We start from the raw sequence: 17613 nt of genomic DNA, 5'->3' as shown, positions 1-17613 counted from the left end.
ATTAGTACTGTTGTACAAGGTTAATTGTGAGTTTAGTACGAGAAGCATTGTCGGTTAGTCCTGGATTACGAGCATAAAGTGATGTGTCTAGGCCAAAATAAGTAAAACCACCTACTGCTGGATTTACATTAGACCAATCCCATAACCTACCTATAACATTAAAATTATAATTCTGGCCTGCAATAAGCTCTACATCTTTATGAAATACAGCCTGTCTAGATAAAGCAAAGAAGTTTATAGATCCATTACCTCCAGTAGCTGTATCGTCTACAAATTTTGAAAACGTAGGAATAAGCTTTTCAGCAATAGTTGCACCGTCTATATCTAATCGTATAGAAGCAGTTGCAACATTCTCATCAAATTGATTTGTATTTCGTACTTGGGCAGCGCCAAAATAGGAAGTAACAGAAACTCTATAGATTCCAGATGATGGAACAGTTATATTCTGGTCTAACCCATTAATTGGTATGTCTCCTAAAGTATTTACTACATTTTGTGAGGTTTGAGTAAACTGTCTGCTCCATCCTTGTGTAAATATGCGAGTCCATTTAGCACCATCCCAATAATAAAGTCCTGGAGTTACTGATGTATCATTACCATTTATTGTTACGGTACTGGTATTATATATCATGAGTCCTACAGCAGGATTTGCTATAGTAACTTGGTCTATTGTAGAAGTTAAATTAATACGTGGAATTAATACCCCTTTGTCATTGCTTTCCACCTGAAAAATAGCTCCTGCATCTAATGTAGAGGTAGCTATGCCTACTTGCGCTTTAGATATAAATGAGAATAAAATGATAAAAACACAAGAGTATATATAATTTGATTTCATAATTTAAATTTTTAAGGTGATTACTTTTGTTCTACTAGAGATATGGTTAGTTCTCCATACTGACCTTCACTTATTCCATTTGAACCTTCATAATTACTCGTGTCTTTTCCAAAATAACTCACATTTGTATTGTGACATAACCACTGACTGCCGGCTACTAAGAATTGATAACTAGTATTTGCTTCTAGATCAATATTATGAATTAAAGTAAATTGATTACCTAGATTATTAAATTCACCAGGTCTTTGAGGAATAAATTTAGATTCTGACATGGAATATGCCATTTCCAAAAAAGTACGACTATTATCGTCTTCTACTTGGTAGAGTCTAAAATCTCCTTGACACGCTGCATCAGAATTATTTATAGGATCACCTGCTGTATAATAACATGTAACACTGATTTGATAAGTTCCTTTAAATGGCGCTGTAAATCTTCCAGTATCGAGACCAGGAACAGGTAGCGCTTGTGAACTTACTAACCCCATAAGCTCTGCTGTTTGTTTAAATTCTAGAGTAAATCCATTATTAAAAATACGTTTCCATCTAATACCATTAAAATAATAATAACCTGGTGAGACACTGTTTGAACTAGGTGTGTTAGATGTTGCAGTATTAAAAACAAAAAGTCCCGCTGCAGGATTAGTTATTGGGGTGACAACATTATCTGAGGCGATTAATGCTACTCTGGGTATAAGAATACCTTTATCTGTTGACGTAACTTCTAATACTGCACTTGGATCTACATTAGCAGTATTCACTCCTACCTGAGCATTTAAGTAAGTGCTATTTATAAGAATAGTGATAAGACAGGAGGTGATAAGTAGTACTTTATTCATAACTTTAAAATTGTTCTATTAAGGTGATTATTAGAGAGCCTCTAAATGCTTCATTCTGTTGATTAGACCTTGTAAACCCATCAGAATCTCTACCAAAATAACCTGCTGTAGATGTGTTGTGAGCATTCCATTCCCTACCTTTTGCAGTGAATCGATAACTATCAGAAGTATTTGCTTCAAAATTAAAAGTGTACGAGACTTGCTGCCCTAAAGTGTCAAAACGAGTATTGTTTCCTAAATCAAGTGATACAGCAGATACAAAACGTTCCTTAACTATTGTAGGTGTTCCATTTACTTCCATTTCTAATGCAAGTGAGCCTATAGAAACCCCATCTCCATTACCAGTTTGTGGACCTGCAGAATAATATCCATTACCTGAAATCTTATAAATACCTGCATAAGGAAATTTAATAGTTCCTGTATCTAGGCCAGGTATGGCAATAAAAGTGTTCGGATTATTGTCGGTAAGAATCTCTGCAGTTTGTTTAAATTCTAGACGGTAGCCTTCGTCATGTAATCGAGCCCATTTTGTACCTTCATAGTAATAGAAGCCCGGAGAAACATTATCTAAGCCATTGGTTGTGGTAGCAGTATTGTATATTAATAAGCCAGTTGCGGGCTTAGTTTCACCTACTTTGAGAGTAATAGTAGTAAGATCTTGAGAGCCAGTGAGAGAAATCCTAGGAATAAGGACTCCTTTATTTAAAGAGGTAATATCTAGTATAGAACTTTCGTCTGGGGTATTTGTATTGATACCCACTTGAGCATGGAGTGTGGAAATAGAAGCATAGGAAAGAAACAGAAATAATATAAAATAGATACGCTGCATAAAGTTATGTTTTAGATTCATGTCTATGACATGATCTTGTTTTTCTTCATGACAGGTGGTTTTCTAGGGTTATAAATAATAACCATCACCTTAATCATGGCAATTCAAATTGCTGTTAGCGCAATGTAATTACCATGTATCACGATTTTATAACCAAACATTAAAAACACATGACATAAGTATCACGTACACTGATTGTTCAAATGCAATATTTATTTTTAATTGATCTATTAATACCCAGTCTGCTTACCTTTTTTATCTCTAGAAAGGCCTTCTTGCATCCATGTAGGTTGTACCGCGCCTTTAAGATAATGATCAAAGAACTGCATCATTCTTACCGAGAGATCTCTCTTGTTTTTCATCTTACGTAGATTGTGAGCCTCGTTATTATAAACCAGTAACCATGACGGTTTTCCTAACCTGCGCATTCCCATAAACATTTCTATACCTTGATAATACGGCACGGCACCGTCTGCATCATTATGCATCATTAATAAGGGTGTTTCTATTTTAGGGATATGAAATAATGGAGAGTTTTCAATATAGAGGTCTAATCCATCCCACAGGTTTTTTCCTATTCTAGTTTGTGTTTTTTCATATTGAAATGCTCTACTTAAACCGCTTCCCCATCGTATACCTCCATAAGCACTAGTCATATTTGAAACAGGTGCGCCAGCCATAGCTGCAGCATATTTATTAGTTCTAGTAACTAGATATGCGGTTTGATAACCACCCCAACTTTGTCCTTGTAAGGCCATTTTGTTAGAATCTACATAGCCTAATCTCTCCACAGCTTCAGTTCCAGAAACTATACAGTTATAAGCACTTTGTCCTGGGTGTCCATCTTTGTAAACTATGTCAGGCACAAAAACGATGTAATCATTACTCGTTAGATAAGAAAAATTAACGGTGCTTGCACTAGGTAATGGAGATTTATAATCGTGTAATCTTTCAGAATATTTCTCGTAGAAATAAACGATCATAGGATATTTCTTCTTTGGGTCAAAATCTTCTGGCTTATAGATCAAACCTTCTAATGGCACGCCATCATATGCATTCCACTTAAATAATTCTACAGTTCCCCATTTAAAACCATCCTGTTGCGGATTTATATCTGTGAGTGTTTTTTTAACTTGAGTGTTTACGTATTCTACATCTGGATAATCTGTAAAATTGCCAGATCTTACTAATAAGGTGTTTGAGTTTTCCGCTTTCGCGAAAGCGGTAACATTACGATCACTTACCTCGTAAAGAGGCTCGATACCATTTGCACCTAGTGTCATTATAGAATTTGCCTTTGTGCGATGATCAAATGATGTGAGTAATAATTTGTTATTAAAATAGGTAGCCAGCTCGCGATGCTCTCTGTCTAGGTTTTCTGTTCGGTAAGTAATTTTATTTTGACGACCTGATTTAGTTAAGTTTTCTGGTGGCAAAACACCATTTACATCGAGTCTCCAGACGTCGTATTTATCATATACCAGTGCAAAACCGTCCTTATCAAAACCTCCAAAGCCATGAGCATTTGCTAGTGCTGGATGGTCGTCATCTTCGTCTGCAAAGCTTACTTTTAGAAACTTAGTTAGGTTTTTACCTATTTGCGTTTCTAGATTCATCATGTGCCAGTCTTGGGTGTCAAAATTGAAATAAATCACGTGCGTATTTTCTGGATTTCTAATAGGGTAACTACCAGATTTATTGATGATAAACTTTTTGCTACGTGTTTTTAAATTCTCTACGAGGTAGTCAGATCTCCATGGATATTCCCACGATCTAGCTACATCATATTTGTCGTTATTTGCATAAATAATATAAGTGCCATCTAGGTCGTTATCCCAGTCTGTATCACCCATTTCATAATCATTAAGAAATTTTACTGTACCGTTTTCTGTGTCCCATACCACCGTTGCAGATTTATTTTCTAAACTAGAAAAACGTGTTTTTTGCTCTGGTTGTGTCATGCGGTCTTTATAGTTCCATACATCTACCTGTGCTATCTCGTCGTCCATCAATGTGGTGTCAATGGTATATGCTATTTTAGGTTGAACATAAAATAAAAGACGTTTTCCACTTTCTGAGAATATGGCTTTTCTCTTTTCAGTTAATTTCCAGCCTTTTTTAATGTTATCGTCACCATAACCTAACTGTCTGGTATACGATTTAAAGTCTTTATGATAATATAATTCAAATTTTAGTGAGTCTGTAGAGGCGCTATCTAGTGCAACTTTATAAGCCAGTTGCTTTCCATATTTATCTATAGCGAGATCTTTATATCTCCATGCATTTTCTATAAGTGGCGTAGATGTTCTAGTAGAGAGATCATAGTAATAAACTCCATGGTCTTTTTTCTTTTTGCCTTGTTCTCTAGAATAGATAAAACCAGTTCCTTCTCTAGGCATTTCATATTCTTTAAAACTATCGATACTATCTTTTGCTTTAGAAAATGGCTGGTATACGATTAGATAATCTTCTTTAGTAAAGTCTGCTTTTTTCTCTTCAGGCTCTTCTTTCTTGAGTTCCTTAAGCTTTTTTGATAGCTCTTCTTGTTCCTTTTTTAAGCGGCGTTTTTTCTGCCTTTTAGTTTCTTTTAAAGGTGTTTTTTCTTCTTTTACAGCTGCTGTATCCTTTTTCTTTTCTGGTTTAAGATCTTTAAATTTCTCTAAGATTAAAAAGTCATTACGTTTATCACTTGCCTCAAAACTTTTTATCCTTTGAATAGAGTCTACTATAGTTCCTGTAGCAACCTCATAAACCATAAAAGTGTTTTTTGACTGCTCATTTTTATCAACCTCTTTTTTCTTTTCTTTTCTCAGTTTTTGGTATTCTGGTTTTTGAAGGAAATAAATATATTTCTCATCGGCACTTATTTGTGGATCTATACCGTTAAAAAAAGTATGCTTCGTATTTTTTGCGATGTTGTGTATTTCTAGATAACCATCGCCAGCACCTGTTGCAGTAACTACACTTATAGCAACTAGGTTACCGTCAGGCGAGATTTCAGTTTTAGAAGCGTGTTTCCACAGGTCATAATCAGCATGAGTAAGGACCTTTTTTTGAGCTATTGCTGTAATAGAAATAATAAAGGCTAGTAGTAGGAGTAGGTTTTTCATAATAAGAGACTAGTGATAGTAAAGAAGAGTAAGTGTTTTATTGAGCGCGCAGTTTTTTCATATACTCTGCATCCCATTCTTTTTTCAGTTGAGTAAGTGAGGATACATTTTCATTAGGCACAGCGATGGAAAGCACGTAGTGAGCAATTTTCCAGTTGCCATCTTCCATTTTCATAACACCGCTACCACGGCATATTCCCATTTGAGTGTCTAGTAATTCATCAAAATAAACGACACCGTTCTCTGAATAAACATGACGTTCTAATGCTGTAAAGGACCAGGCTTTTCCTTTGTCAAAATAAGGTTTTGAAAACGCTTTGAATTCTGCAATTTGCCAGTTCTCAGTAGCGTCAGTTCCTATAAAAACGCCATCTGTTGTCATTAGGTCAAAATATTTTTTAAAATCGGCTTGTGCTGCAGCCTCATGCCAGGCATCTATAGATGGTTCTACATCATTAGGATTAATGGCTTTTTGAGTTGCACAACTAGAAATTAAAATAACGGATAGAAGTAATAGAAACTGTTTCATAGGTAGTAAAGATAAAGATAGAATCGTTATTCTTAATGCGAACTGTCTAGAATCCCTAAATTTGAATAAATAATATGATGGATCTTCAAAAAGCGTTCTTGTTCGGCTCATTAATCAGTATACTGTCGTTCTATTTTATACTCGGTATTTGCTTTTTAATATTTAAATTCTTGCTGAAAATGAACAATGCAAAGTCATTACTGTTCACACTAATTGTGGGACCTTTATTGTATTTTGGATCTCAATTATTCTTTCAATTATCTCAACTCAATTAAAATGGAAAAACACAAATGTGGCTGGTGCCTGGGCGATGATCTTTATGAATCTTATCATGATAAGGAATGGGGTAAACCAGTTTATGACGACCAGACGCTATTTGAATTCTTGATTCTAGAAACCATGCAGGCAGGTTTAAGTTGGATAACGATTCTTAAAAAGCGAGATAATTATTTTGATGCCCTAGATCAATTTGATATAGAAAAAATAGCTGCTTATGACCAGGCAAAACAGGATGAGTTACTTCAAAATGCTGGAATTATACGCAATAAACTAAAGGTGAAATCCATTATTAATAACGCGCAGCTGTTTATAGAAATCCAAAAAGAGTACGGTAGTTTTTCTAAATACATTTGGGCCTATGTGGATGGTAAACCTATTAAAAATACGGTGCAAAATTATAGAGAATCACCTGCTAACACACCCCTGTCAGACCAGATTTCTAAAGATTTAAAAAAGCGTGGTTTCAAATTTGTGGGCTCTACCATAATGTACGCATTCATGCAGGCGACTGGTATGGTAAACGATCACGAGGTAAATTGTTTTAGGTATGATGAGGTGTAAATACGTATGGATTTTTATGGTTCTCGCTTTCGCGAAAGCGGAATAATTACAAGCCTATTTTCTATTAAAATTCAAGTGGTCATATAATGAGTAATTATCTCAAATAACTCAAAAACACTTCTCGATCCATCTCTATGCCACCTAGACTATCTAAATGATCGTTATAAACCTGAGCATCAATAAGCTTGTAATTAAGAGTTTGTAGCTTTTCTACGAGATACATGAAGGCAATTTTACTAGCATCGGTAGCTAGTGCAAACATACTCTCGCCACAAAAAACACCTTTTTCTGGCAAGTCCATACCATAGAGTCCGCCCACGAGCTGGTTGTCTTTAAAAACTTCTATGCTTTTTGCATGTCCTAGTTCATGAAGATTTTGATAAGCCTGTAGCATGTCATCGTTAATCCATGTGCCATCTTGGTCATTGCGTTTTATTTTACCACAATGTTGCATGACTTCTTTAAAACAAGTGTTTTCTCTTATCTCATAGCCTCGGTTGCGCTTGCTCTGTCGCATAGATTTAGTAATGCGCATAGGTGTGTCAGAGGTCAGATCAAATACCATTCTAGGATCAGGACTCCACCAGCAAATAGGTTCTCCATCATTGTACCATGGAAAAAAACCAGAATTATAAGCAAGTAGCAATCGTTCTATACTTAAATCACCACCTATAGCAGCAAGTCCATGATCTGGAGCATCACTAGGATTAGGAAAAATTAAAGAATCGTCAAGTAAATGCAAGATAAATAGTAGTTTAAGTTTGGAAAAGCCCTCAAAATTAACAATATTTGAATGGTCTTCAAATTTAAATTTATTTTCATCATTGCTTTTTTTTGAGTTTGTTTGAAGACTAACCTATTAAATTAGGAAATCCCGATCTTGAGAAAGTCGGGATTTTATATTTTTATTGCTTTATGGATCAGCAGGCTATAGGGTTTTCTCAAAACACAAACTATTCTCAACATTCAAATACTGTCCATAGCAAGGAATCTGTTGGTAACCGTTTTTCTTATAAAGAGCAATTGCTTCTTGTTGCCTTGTTCCTGTCTCTAGAATACATTTTTTATAACCTAATTCTTTTGTCAATTTTTCCAGTTCTTTTAAAACTTGAGAGGCAATGCCGTTACCGCGACTTTGAGCAGTGGTAAACATCCTTTTTACTTCCATAGTTTGCTCGTCATATTTTCTAATAGCACCACAACCTACAGCCGTATCATCTAGATATGCAATTAGTACATGTTGTAAACCTTTGGTACTGTTGAATTGGTTGTAGAAATCATGCTCATCACCATCAGTTATAGCAAGAAAAGCATCGAGTTGTTTTACTAAGGACTGGAAATCTTTATTTTCTGAAGTGGTGCGTTTGAGGTGGAGCATTTTGTTTAATCTTCAATTATTTTATGAGCTTGATAATAATTAGAAGAATATAAATCATCAAATTTTATTTCACTTAGTCTAATAGTATGAGTTTGATAAATAGCTAAACTATTATTAAGTATTTCAACGTTGATACAATCTTTTCCTAATGATATATCATGACTTGACATAAAGTTTAAATTATCTATAAATTTAATTTCTTTAGAATTTTTAACTATTGTAATAGAGTTATTACATATCAGAACAACAAAGCTGTCAACCTGAATAGCCTTTTGAAACAAACCTTTAAATGCCAAAACTGGTGATTCCACATTTCTATCTATGAGATATGCAGTTTCATTTATTATTACAATAACCTCTTTGTAATTTGATAATTCAGAAATGAAACTGATCGATTCTTTATCATTGCTAATTTCAAAATTAGCGACCCAAGTGTTACCATTATCTTTAGTGAACTCTACCACTAAACCTTCTGAGAGATTTCTTTTTGGAATAGGAATATACATTTTACCATAAGCTGGTAAATAACTTAGTATTTCAAAAGATGGATTTTTACTCAGGCTTTCCATGGCACAAATTTAGCAGATTTATCAAACAAAAAAAGCAGCAAGTAAACCTGCTGCTTTTTTAAGTATTCTAATATGGTAATTACCTAGAATGGTAAATCATCATGATCTTCATTCTTTGAGTTTTGAACTGGCTCATACTCATCAAATGGTGGTACTTCTGGTGCTCCAGCTGGTGCTTGTGCTCCTACTTTTTCAATTCTCCATCCTGCGATAGAGTTAAAGTACTTAGTCTCTCCTTGTGGAGACTGCCACTCACGACCTCTTAAATTGATACCTACTTTTACTGGCTCACCTACATTAAATGCGTCTAATAAGTTTGTTTTATCCTGTACAAACTCGATCATCAAGTGTTGTGGGTATTGCTCTTCAGTAGTTACTACTAATTCACGTTTCTGGAAACCATTTGCACCGAATGTCTTAGTTTCTCCTATTATTTTAATTTTTCCTTGTACTTCCATGTTCTCTCTATTGTAATAAATATTTCCACGCTGTAAGAATTTCTCCTTTAGCGATAAGCTCTTTTGCTTTGTTATGTTTTTCTGTTGTAGAAAGGTTGAATAGTTGTTCTGCTTTTGCAAAAGCTACCACCTCTTCCTGCTCTGGTATCAATTCAATATTTCCTAGTTTCCCTAGATCGTTTCCTGTTAGAATATCACTATTCCTAGCATGATCAGGTAATGCGTCAACACCTACACCTAATTTAGACAACGGTTTTGCCACCTCAAACATTGCGTCCTTAGAACGGCAGTACCAGTTACCACCCATTCTTGCTACCGTATCGATTTTAAAAGGGTCTATCTTATTATCTCCATCTAGAACCTTGTCATTTACATGCACCATAACCACCTCACATATGATAAGGTTACCAGCGCCACCTTCTTGACCTAGCTCTACGATTTCTTTTACTTTACACTCAAATTGTACCGGACTTTCTGCCACGCGTGGTGGAGCTACCAGATCACTTTTTAGTTCAGTAAGACCAGATTTTTCAAACTCATTTACACCTTCAGCATACTCAGTGCTAGATAATGACATTTGTTGTACGATGTCATAATTTACAATGTTAATCACCACCTCGCCAGTAGCTTTTGCGTTAAGTAATGTATGTTTTACCGTATTGTTTCTCACACGTCTCGCAGGAGAAAATATCATCACCGGCGGATTTGCACTAAACACATTAAAAAACGAATAGGGTGATAAATTTACCTTTCCATTTTCATCCACAGTACTTGCAAATGCAATAGGTCGTGGTTGTACAGCTCCCAGCATAATGCCATGAAGTTGAGACGTTTCTATATCTTTAGGGTTAAGTTTCAAGTCTTGATTTTGATAAGATACAAAGTTACTATTTTAATTGAGAATATCATTCTTAAAATTTGAGTACAACTAGGGTTAAAACAAATGATGTCATTACACTGCATGACAGAATTCCATATAATCGTAGAGATGTTTTTTTTGATAAATTTTCCTTTTAGGGAAATGTCTTCATAATAAAGAGTATTTGCGGTTGAGTAATAACACTTTTCTTCGCTTTCGGCTGTTGTTACTTTTTCACATTGCTCCAAAAAGTAACCAAAAAGATCTAGGCTGTGGAAGACCTGTCTAAAAACTTCAATCGTTACGTTAAAGAAAAATAAAGCCATGAAGTTTATTAAATAAGTAATAGGAAGATCTACTATTATTTAGAAAACTTAAGCTATTTGTGCACTCAACAATTTTTCTTTTTTACACTACACTCTTTTCATTTTTCACGACAGACTTTCCAATGCCAAAAGAAACAAATTTGATTAGATATTTATTTTATATTAAAATGATTTTCCCTTAGAGGGAAATGCCGATAGGCAAAGGGTGTTTGCACAAGAGTAAACTTTCCACAAAATTGGATAGCATAAGGTTTCTAGTTCTAGTTCAAATTTAATTTCAAAACAAACCTACCCTTTAGGGCTAGGGAAAGGTTTCTGAATTTTCCTTAACTTTCCATTTCCCAAAAAAAATAAAACATGAGAGCCAAGTCTCACCTTACCTCTGCCGCATCATTTGTAGTCATTATTTTAATGATTTGGTATGCTTTTCACAGTCAGACACCATCTGCGCAGGTAGAAGAAAATTTACCAGCGACTGAATGGTCTACGGCTAGAGCACTAGAACATGTAAAAGCGATTTCTTTAAAACCACATTATGTAGGGAGCAATGGACACAATGAAGTAAGAGATTATATAAAAGATGAGTTTACAAAACTAGGACTTAATGTTACTACTCAAAAAGGGTACGATATCAGTTGGAATGGTAACATGTCGCAACCAGAAAATATCATTGCGCGTATAAAAGGTTCTCAACCAGATAACAAAGCATTGGTTTTACTAACTCATTATGATAGTGATCCACATTCCAGTAAAGGTGCGAGTGATGCCGGTAGTGGAGTAGCCACTATTCTAGAAGGTGTACGAGCTTTTCTGGCACAAAATAAGCAACCTAAAAATGACATTATTATTTGTATCACAGATGGTGAAGAACTAGGACTTAATGGAGCAAGTCTATTTGTAAATCAACATCCATGGGCAAAAGATGTAGGTTTTGTACTCAACTTTGAAGCACGTGGTAGTGGTGGACCTAGTTATATGCTGGTAGAAACTAATGGTGGTAACCGCAAGATTATAGAAGAATTTATGGCTGCAGGTACCGATTATCCAGTAGCTAACTCGCTTGCATACAGCATCTATCAAATGATACCTAACGATACCGATCTTACCATTTTTAGAGAAGACAGAGATATTAATGGTTTAAACTTTGCTTTTATAGGAGATCATTTTGATTACCATACAGAGCTAGATACTTATGAAAGACTAGACCGCAATACACTCGCGCATCAAGGTTCTTATTTAATGCCTTTACTATCTCATTTCAGTAATCTAGACATGACAGACCGTGTTATGGTGGATAAAGGAGAAGATCTAGTTTACTTTCCGTTGCCATTATTTAAAATGGTTACGTTTCCATTCAGCTGGCTAGCTGCTTTAATAATAGGTAGTGGTATTTTATTATTACTTTTAATAGTACATGGAATACGTAAAAGACGCATTACTTTAAAACATCTTTTTGGTGGTTTTGTACCCTTCTTAGGTAGTTTAGTAATTGGTTATTTATTAAGTAATTATGGCTGGGCTGCAGTTAAAACAAACGAGATTTATGTAGACATGAATACCGTTTTTCCATATAACGGTTATTGGATGATTGCCACAGCAGCATTTGCAGCGATTACTGTTTCATTTTTCTTGTATCATAAATTTTACCATCGCGATCGCATCGCTAGTTTAAGTGTCGCGCCACTGGTATTGCTATGGATTATCTCGCTAGCTATTGCATTTCCTGTAGGCGATGGCGGTCTTATCCCTAATGTCTATTTAGGTGGTGCAGGTTTCTTTCTAGTACCATTACTCGCAGGATTAGTCATGTTATGGCTCAATATTCACCAAAAAGGACCTAGCTATATCTTGTTGTTAATCTTAGCCGTTCCAGCTATTTTTGTCTTCGCACCGTTTATCAAAGCATTTCCAGTAGCTCTAGGAATGAGTATTCTTTTCGTTGCAGCTGTTTTAAGTGCGCTTTTATTTGGTTTATTGATTCCTATTTTAGGACATTATCGCAAGAAAGGTTTGCTTGCTTTTGGCTCATTGATAGCTACCGTAGTTTGTTTATGTTTCGCTTTCGCGAAAGCGGAATTCTCACAAACACAGCCCAAACCTACCAGCTTAGTTTATGTTCACAATCAAGACGATAATACAGCACAATGGGCAACATACGATAAAGTACTTTCTGACTGGACTAAAGAAAAACTGGGTACAGAACCGCAACGCGCAAAAGAATTAAATGCAAATTCCATAGATTCTAAATATGGGACAGGATTCTCCTATGCTGCAAAAACGGATTATAAAAACTTGCCAAAAATAGAACTAGAAATCACGGCAGACTCTACCGTAAATAATTTACGTACGGTTAAGTTTAAAGTAACGAGTGAAAGTGTTGTACACAGATATGAGGCCTTTGCAGACGATAAATATTCTTTTGAAAAAGCCACCGTGAATGGTTTAGAGATTAGAAAAAGTGGTGATGATCAACGACCATTCAGCAATCGATGGGGAAATAGATTCTTAAGTTATTATGTAACCGATAATGCAGCACTAGAAATGGAGCTCACTTTTGATGCTAGTACTGAGCCAGAAATTATTGTTTATGCTGCGTCTTTTGATTTATTAGAACAAGAACAATTTAATGTAAGCCAGCGACCGCTAGATCATATGTCTATGCCGTTTGTTTTAAATGATGCGGTGTTGAGAAAAAGAACTATTAAACTTTCCAAAAATGTGAAGTCAGAAGAGTTACCACCAGTTGAAGATGTAACTCATGGTTAAGAAAATAATTGGTATCCTAGGTTGTGGCTGGTTAGGTTATGACCTTGCTTTAAAACTAAAAAGCCAAAAGTATAATGTAAGAGGAACTTCCAGAAACTCTGAAAAGCTTAAAAAACTTACAGAAAAAGGAATTGAATCATTTCATGTAGACCTACAAGAAAATAAAATCTATGGAGATATTCAAGGATTCTTAGAAGGTTTAGATATTTTAGTAATTGATATACCTCCAGGATTGCGCAAGAATCAAGAAAGTGATTTTGCTTACAGAATCAAGATGTTTTTAAGATTTGTACAAGTGTATGAAATAGGTAAAGTCATTTTTATATCGTCCACATCAGTCTTTGAAGATCGGGAAGATATACCTAGTTATGATGAGAATTCTCTACCTAATGCAACTGATAACAATGGTATAAAAATCACAGCTGCAGAACAGGTCGTTCAAGAAATGATAGATAAACCTGTCATTATAAGACCATGCGGTTTAATAGGAGAAGATCGTCATCCTATCAAATATCTCGCAGGTAGAAAAGAGGTAAAAAATCCTGATGCGCCAGTAAATCTAGTCACTAGAGATCATGTAAATTCTTTAATTTTTAAAGTAATTACAGGAGAACTCAATGTTTTTGTAATTCATGCGGTTAGTGAACCACATGAAAGTCGTGAAGAATATTATCAAAAAGCAGCTAAGGATTTTGGGTTAGAAAGTCCTCGTTTTGAATTGAATAGTAGGAGTTTAGGTAAGAAGATTGTTTCTGGTTTATAATTTTCCCTTGAGGGAAATGTCCGCAGGACAAAGGGTGTTTGCGATATGGAAAATTTTCTATAAATCATATTTTACAGAAAACACCAGCACCGCTCAACCTTTCCTTGAAATTAAGGAAAGAAGTTTTAGTTGTGTTCATTTTAAAAGATTTGACATGCCAACTATTTGTGTTGGCATTGTTTAAACCTGCTCTCTACGTTTGTATTAACCCTACTCTTTCATAAGGGTAGAATTAATTCCACCCTTATGGTACATCAAGCAAATATTTTCACGTTCTTTAATCTTAAAAAACACTGCTGTTATGTGAACGGCATTGGAAAGTCTGTCGTAAAAAATGAAAAGAATGTAGCGTTAAAAAGAAAAATTGTTGATGTCTATATAAGGTTGACACTTTTTAAATATTCTTTTAAATTTCACAAGAATTTATAATTTCGAAAGAGTTTTATTTTTCTTTAGCGCAAGGAATGAAATTTTTAGACAGGTGTTCCACAGCCTAGATCTTTTTGGTTACTTTTTGGAGCAATGCGAAAAAGTAACAGAAACTAGAAGTTGTCAATAAAGACAATTATTATTGCAATCAGCTGTTTTAAACAAACAAAACATCCTTAGAAATCACATTGAAAAAATACCTCTATAAACATAAAATCAAACTCAGTATACTGACGGTATTACTGGTTTGGTATGCATTGTGTTTACCAGATAAATTATTTGATGTTCCTTACTCTACGGTAATAGAAAGTAAAGACGGCAGGTTGCTAGACGCACACATCGCTAGAGATGAGCAGTGGCGATTTCCTGCGGTAGATAGCGTCCCGTATCGGTATAAACAAAGTCTTTTACAATATGAAGATGCGCACTTTTATGACCATCCAGGATTTAATCCAGTTTCTATAGCAAAAGCGATGGTCGATAACATATCGGCAGGTAAAGTAGTCCGAGGTGGTAGTACCATAACCCAACAAGTAATACGATTATCGCGTAAACAAGAACGCAAATATTACGAGAAGTTTATCGAGCTTATCTGGGCAACGCGATTAGAATTGCGCCATTCTAAAGAAGAGATTATAGAACTCTATGCATCTCATGCGCCTTATGGTGGTAATGTAATCGGTCTGGATATGGCAGCGTGGCGTTATTTTGGGAGAAAACCACACGAACTCAATTGGGCAGAAAGTGCTACACTGGCAGTTTTACCCAACGCGCCAGGATTAGTCTACCCTGGTAAAAGAGAGAGCTTGCTCAAAGAAAAACGTGATCAGGTATTGCTTAAATTAAAAGAAGAAAATATCATTTCTGAAACGGATTATGAACTCGCTATTTCAGAAAATGTACCTATTCATGATTTTAGAGTACCACAACTTGCACCACATTTGTTGCAACGAGCTAATAAAGAATATGGAACTCAAAAATTGCGTACCAGCATAGATTATGAGATGCAGGAAACGGTAAATCGCATTGTAAAGAATCATCATAATATTTTAAAGCAAAATGGCGTGAATAACCTTGCTATGCTGGTTCTAGATGTAGAAACACAAACCGTAGCGGCCTACGTAGGTAATGCGCCTACCACTCGAGAACACAGTAAAGATGTAGATATTATAACCGCGCCTCGATCTACCGGTAGTGTGTTAAAACCTTTTTTATATGCTGCTATGCTCGATGACGGCGAGTTGTTGCCACACAGTCTGGTAAAAGACACACCTACTATTATCGATGGGTTTTCTACAGAAAATTATGATAAGAGATATACTGGTGCAATACCAGCCTCTCGTGCACTATCTCGTTCTTTAAATGTGCCTGCTGTACTTATGTTACGAGAACATACCGTGCCTAGATTTTATAATAAACTGCAGCAATTAAAATTATCTCACTTAAATCGCTGCGCTGGTACTTATGGGTTAAGTCTTATTATAGGTGGTGGCGAGAGCAGTCTTTGGGACATGAGTCGTGCCTATTTGGGTATGGCCAAAACTCTAGAACTCTATACAGAAAATAGCAGCCAGTACGATCCTGAGATTATGAATCGATTGAGTTATTTAGATGGTAATTCCGCTTTCGCGAAAGCGGAACAAAAATCAACATCAGAGCAAATAAACTGGTCCTTAGAGCCATCTATCTATGGTGCAGGAAGCATTTACCACACTTTTGAAGCCATGAAAAAGGTAAATAGACCGCAAGGTGAAGAGATCTGGCACTTTTTTAATCCAGATAGAGAGATCGCATGGAAAACAGGAACGAGTTTTGGTAATCGTGATGCCTGGGCGATAGGTGTAACGCCCAAATATGTGATAGGTGTCTGGACAGGTAATGCAGACGGAGAAGGACGTGCCCAAATGACCGGAATAGACAGTGCTGCACCAGTACTGTTTGATCTGTTTAACAGATTGCCCACACAACAATGGTTTGCACCACCTTATGATGACATGATAGAGGTGCAAACTTGTGAGCAATCTGGTTATCTAGCAACGCCGTTATGTGAGTCGATCAATCAGTACATTCCGGCTGTAGGAGAAAAATTTGACTCATGTCCATATCACAAAACAGTACATCTAGACGCAACGAGAACCTATCAAGTAAATGCAGATTGTGAACCTGCATCACAAATTGTAACGCAACCTTGGTTCTCATTGCCGCCGGTTATGTCTTATTATTATGCTAGGTCTAACCCTAGCTATAGAACATTGCCAGATTACCGAGAGGACTGTATTCCTGCTAGTGAAGATGTTATGCGTTTCATAATGCCTAAGCATAATACTACAATCACACTAACTAAAAACGTAGATGGCGAGCTGAATAGTGCCATTTTTGAAATTGCTCATAAAAAGAATGATGTTGAGGTATTCTGGTACATGGATAATGAGTTTTTAGGAGCTACTAAAAACTTTCATGAAATAGCTATAGAAGGAAAAAAGGGCAAGCGATTAATTACCGCAGTAGATGAAGATGGTAATGATACTAAGATCTATGTGATGTTTGAGTAAACGCATAATTATTCAAATCTACCACTCACAAAAAGGCTTCTCACTTATATAAGAATTGTAATAACGCACATCTCCAGTCACTTCTTTATCGATCCATTCTGGTTTTGAAAAGGATTCTGTTTCAGATTGTAGTTCGATTTCGGCTAGAGTGAGTCCGTTATTTTCTCCGTGAAAGATATCTATTTCCCAAACGTGTTTTTCTATAGCAATCTCATATCTGGTTTTATCAATCACGCCTGGCAAACAAAGAAGTAATAATTGTTGTGCTTCTTCTAGATCTATTTCTTTTTCCCATTCATATCGAGATAGACCACTATCGTTAGATTTCCCTTTTATAGTTAGAAAGGCTTTTTCTCCTTTTATTCTTACACGCACGGTACGTTCTTTATCTGTAGTAAGATAGCCTTGAGTAATGCGTTTTCCAGTTTTTTCTTTTAGAAAATCGGTGTTTTTAAGTAGGAATTTGCGTTCTATTTCGGTCATGATAGCAATATATGATTTGTAAGGATGGTTATCCCAAGAAATTTGGTTATT

15 protein-coding genes are annotated in these 17613 nt (G+C 35.6%); 4 read left to right on the top strand and 11 right to left on the bottom strand.

Going from position 1 to position 17613, the window contains the following annotated elements; all coding sequences use genetic code 11:
- Position 1: 1 nt before the first annotated feature.
- From LY01_RS01900 to LY01_RS01880, 5 genes are all read right to left on the bottom strand, one after another.
- Entirely contained in the window at positions 2–835 is an 834-nt protein-coding gene (locus LY01_RS01900; RefSeq protein ID WP_104514113.1) for a hypothetical protein, read from the bottom strand.
- 20 nt (positions 836–855) lie between these two features.
- Positions 856–1671, bottom strand: a complete 816-nt coding sequence (locus tag LY01_RS01895) for a hypothetical protein (RefSeq protein WP_104514112.1) — start codon at positions 1669–1671, stop codon at positions 856–858.
- 4 nt (positions 1672–1675) lie between these two features.
- Positions 1676–2500, bottom strand: coding sequence for a hypothetical protein (locus tag LY01_RS01890; RefSeq protein WP_104514111.1), 825 nt, complete (start codon positions 2498–2500; stop codon positions 1676–1678).
- 230 nt (positions 2501–2730) lie between these two features.
- Positions 2731–5610 carry an alpha/beta hydrolase family protein gene (locus LY01_RS01885; protein ID WP_104514110.1) on the bottom strand — a complete coding sequence of 960 codons (2880 nt, stop codon included), beginning with the start codon at positions 5608–5610 and terminating at the stop codon, positions 2731–2733.
- 37 nt (positions 5611–5647) lie between these two features.
- A complete protein-coding gene (locus LY01_RS01880; RefSeq protein ID WP_104514109.1) occupies positions 5648–6139 on the bottom strand; it encodes a nuclear transport factor 2 family protein in 492 nt (163 codons plus the stop codon).
- 276 nt (positions 6140–6415) lie between these two features.
- On the opposite strand from LY01_RS01880, the gene LY01_RS01875 reads away from it, so the two are divergent.
- The gene (locus tag LY01_RS01875) at positions 6416–6979 is read left to right on the top strand and encodes a DNA-3-methyladenine glycosylase I (RefSeq protein WP_104514108.1); all 564 of its coding nucleotides are present in this window, start codon (positions 6416–6418) and stop codon (positions 6977–6979) included.
- Between the two features lie 94 nt (positions 6980–7073).
- Here the strand turns inward: LY01_RS01875 and aat are convergent, their stop codons facing one another.
- From aat to LY01_RS01850, 5 genes are all read right to left on the bottom strand, one after another.
- Positions 7074–7721, bottom strand: coding sequence for a leucyl/phenylalanyl-tRNA--protein transferase (gene aat / locus LY01_RS01870; protein WP_104514107.1), 648 nt, complete (start codon positions 7719–7721; stop codon positions 7074–7076).
- A 186-nt stretch (positions 7722–7907) separates the two neighbouring features.
- Positions 7908–8357, bottom strand: coding sequence for a GNAT family N-acetyltransferase (locus LY01_RS01865; RefSeq protein WP_104514106.1), 450 nt, complete (start codon positions 8355–8357; stop codon positions 7908–7910).
- Positions 8358–8362: 5 nt separating this feature from the next.
- Positions 8363–8926: a hypothetical protein gene (locus LY01_RS01860; RefSeq protein WP_104514105.1), complete on the bottom strand. Its 564-nt coding sequence runs from the start codon at positions 8924–8926 to the stop codon at positions 8363–8365.
- Positions 8927–9009: 83 nt separating this feature from the next.
- Positions 9010–9384, bottom strand: coding sequence for a DUF3127 domain-containing protein (locus LY01_RS01855; protein ID WP_104514104.1), 375 nt, complete (start codon positions 9382–9384; stop codon positions 9010–9012).
- A gap of 7 nt (positions 9385–9391) precedes the next feature.
- Complete coding sequence (locus LY01_RS01850; protein WP_104514103.1) at positions 9392–10243, bottom strand: flavin reductase family protein; 852 nt, start codon at positions 10241–10243, stop codon at positions 9392–9394.
- Between the two features lie 683 nt (positions 10244–10926).
- Here LY01_RS01850 and LY01_RS01840 point away from each other — a divergent pair.
- The 3 genes from LY01_RS01840 to pbpC all read left to right on the top strand — a co-directional run bounded on the left by LY01_RS01840 (position 10927) and on the right by pbpC (position 17079).
- Positions 10927–13335: a M28 family peptidase gene (locus LY01_RS01840; protein WP_104514101.1), complete on the top strand. Its 2409-nt coding sequence runs from the start codon at positions 10927–10929 to the stop codon at positions 13333–13335.
- Positions 13328–14098: an NAD(P)H-binding protein gene (locus tag LY01_RS01835; protein WP_104514100.1), complete on the top strand. Its 771-nt coding sequence runs from the start codon at positions 13328–13330 to the stop codon at positions 14096–14098. Before LY01_RS01840 ends, LY01_RS01835 begins: the two co-directional genes overlap by 8 nt.
- A 617-nt stretch (positions 14099–14715) precedes the next feature.
- Positions 14716–17079, top strand: coding sequence for a penicillin-binding protein 1C (gene pbpC, locus LY01_RS01830; protein WP_104514099.1), 2364 nt, complete (start codon positions 14716–14718; stop codon positions 17077–17079).
- A gap of 18 nt (positions 17080–17097) precedes the next feature.
- Here the strand turns inward: pbpC and LY01_RS01825 are convergent, their stop codons facing one another.
- Positions 17098–17562 carry a CYTH domain-containing protein gene (locus tag LY01_RS01825; protein WP_104514098.1) on the bottom strand — a complete coding sequence of 155 codons (465 nt, stop codon included), beginning with the start codon at positions 17560–17562 and terminating at the stop codon, positions 17098–17100.
- Positions 17563–17613 lie beyond the last annotated feature (51 nt).

This window comes from Nonlabens xylanidelens, from assembly GCF_002934445.1.
Taxonomy (GTDB): Bacteria; Bacteroidota; Bacteroidia; order Flavobacteriales; family Flavobacteriaceae; genus Nonlabens; species Nonlabens xylanidelens.
This window is presented reverse-complemented; position numbering and strand designations above follow the sequence as displayed.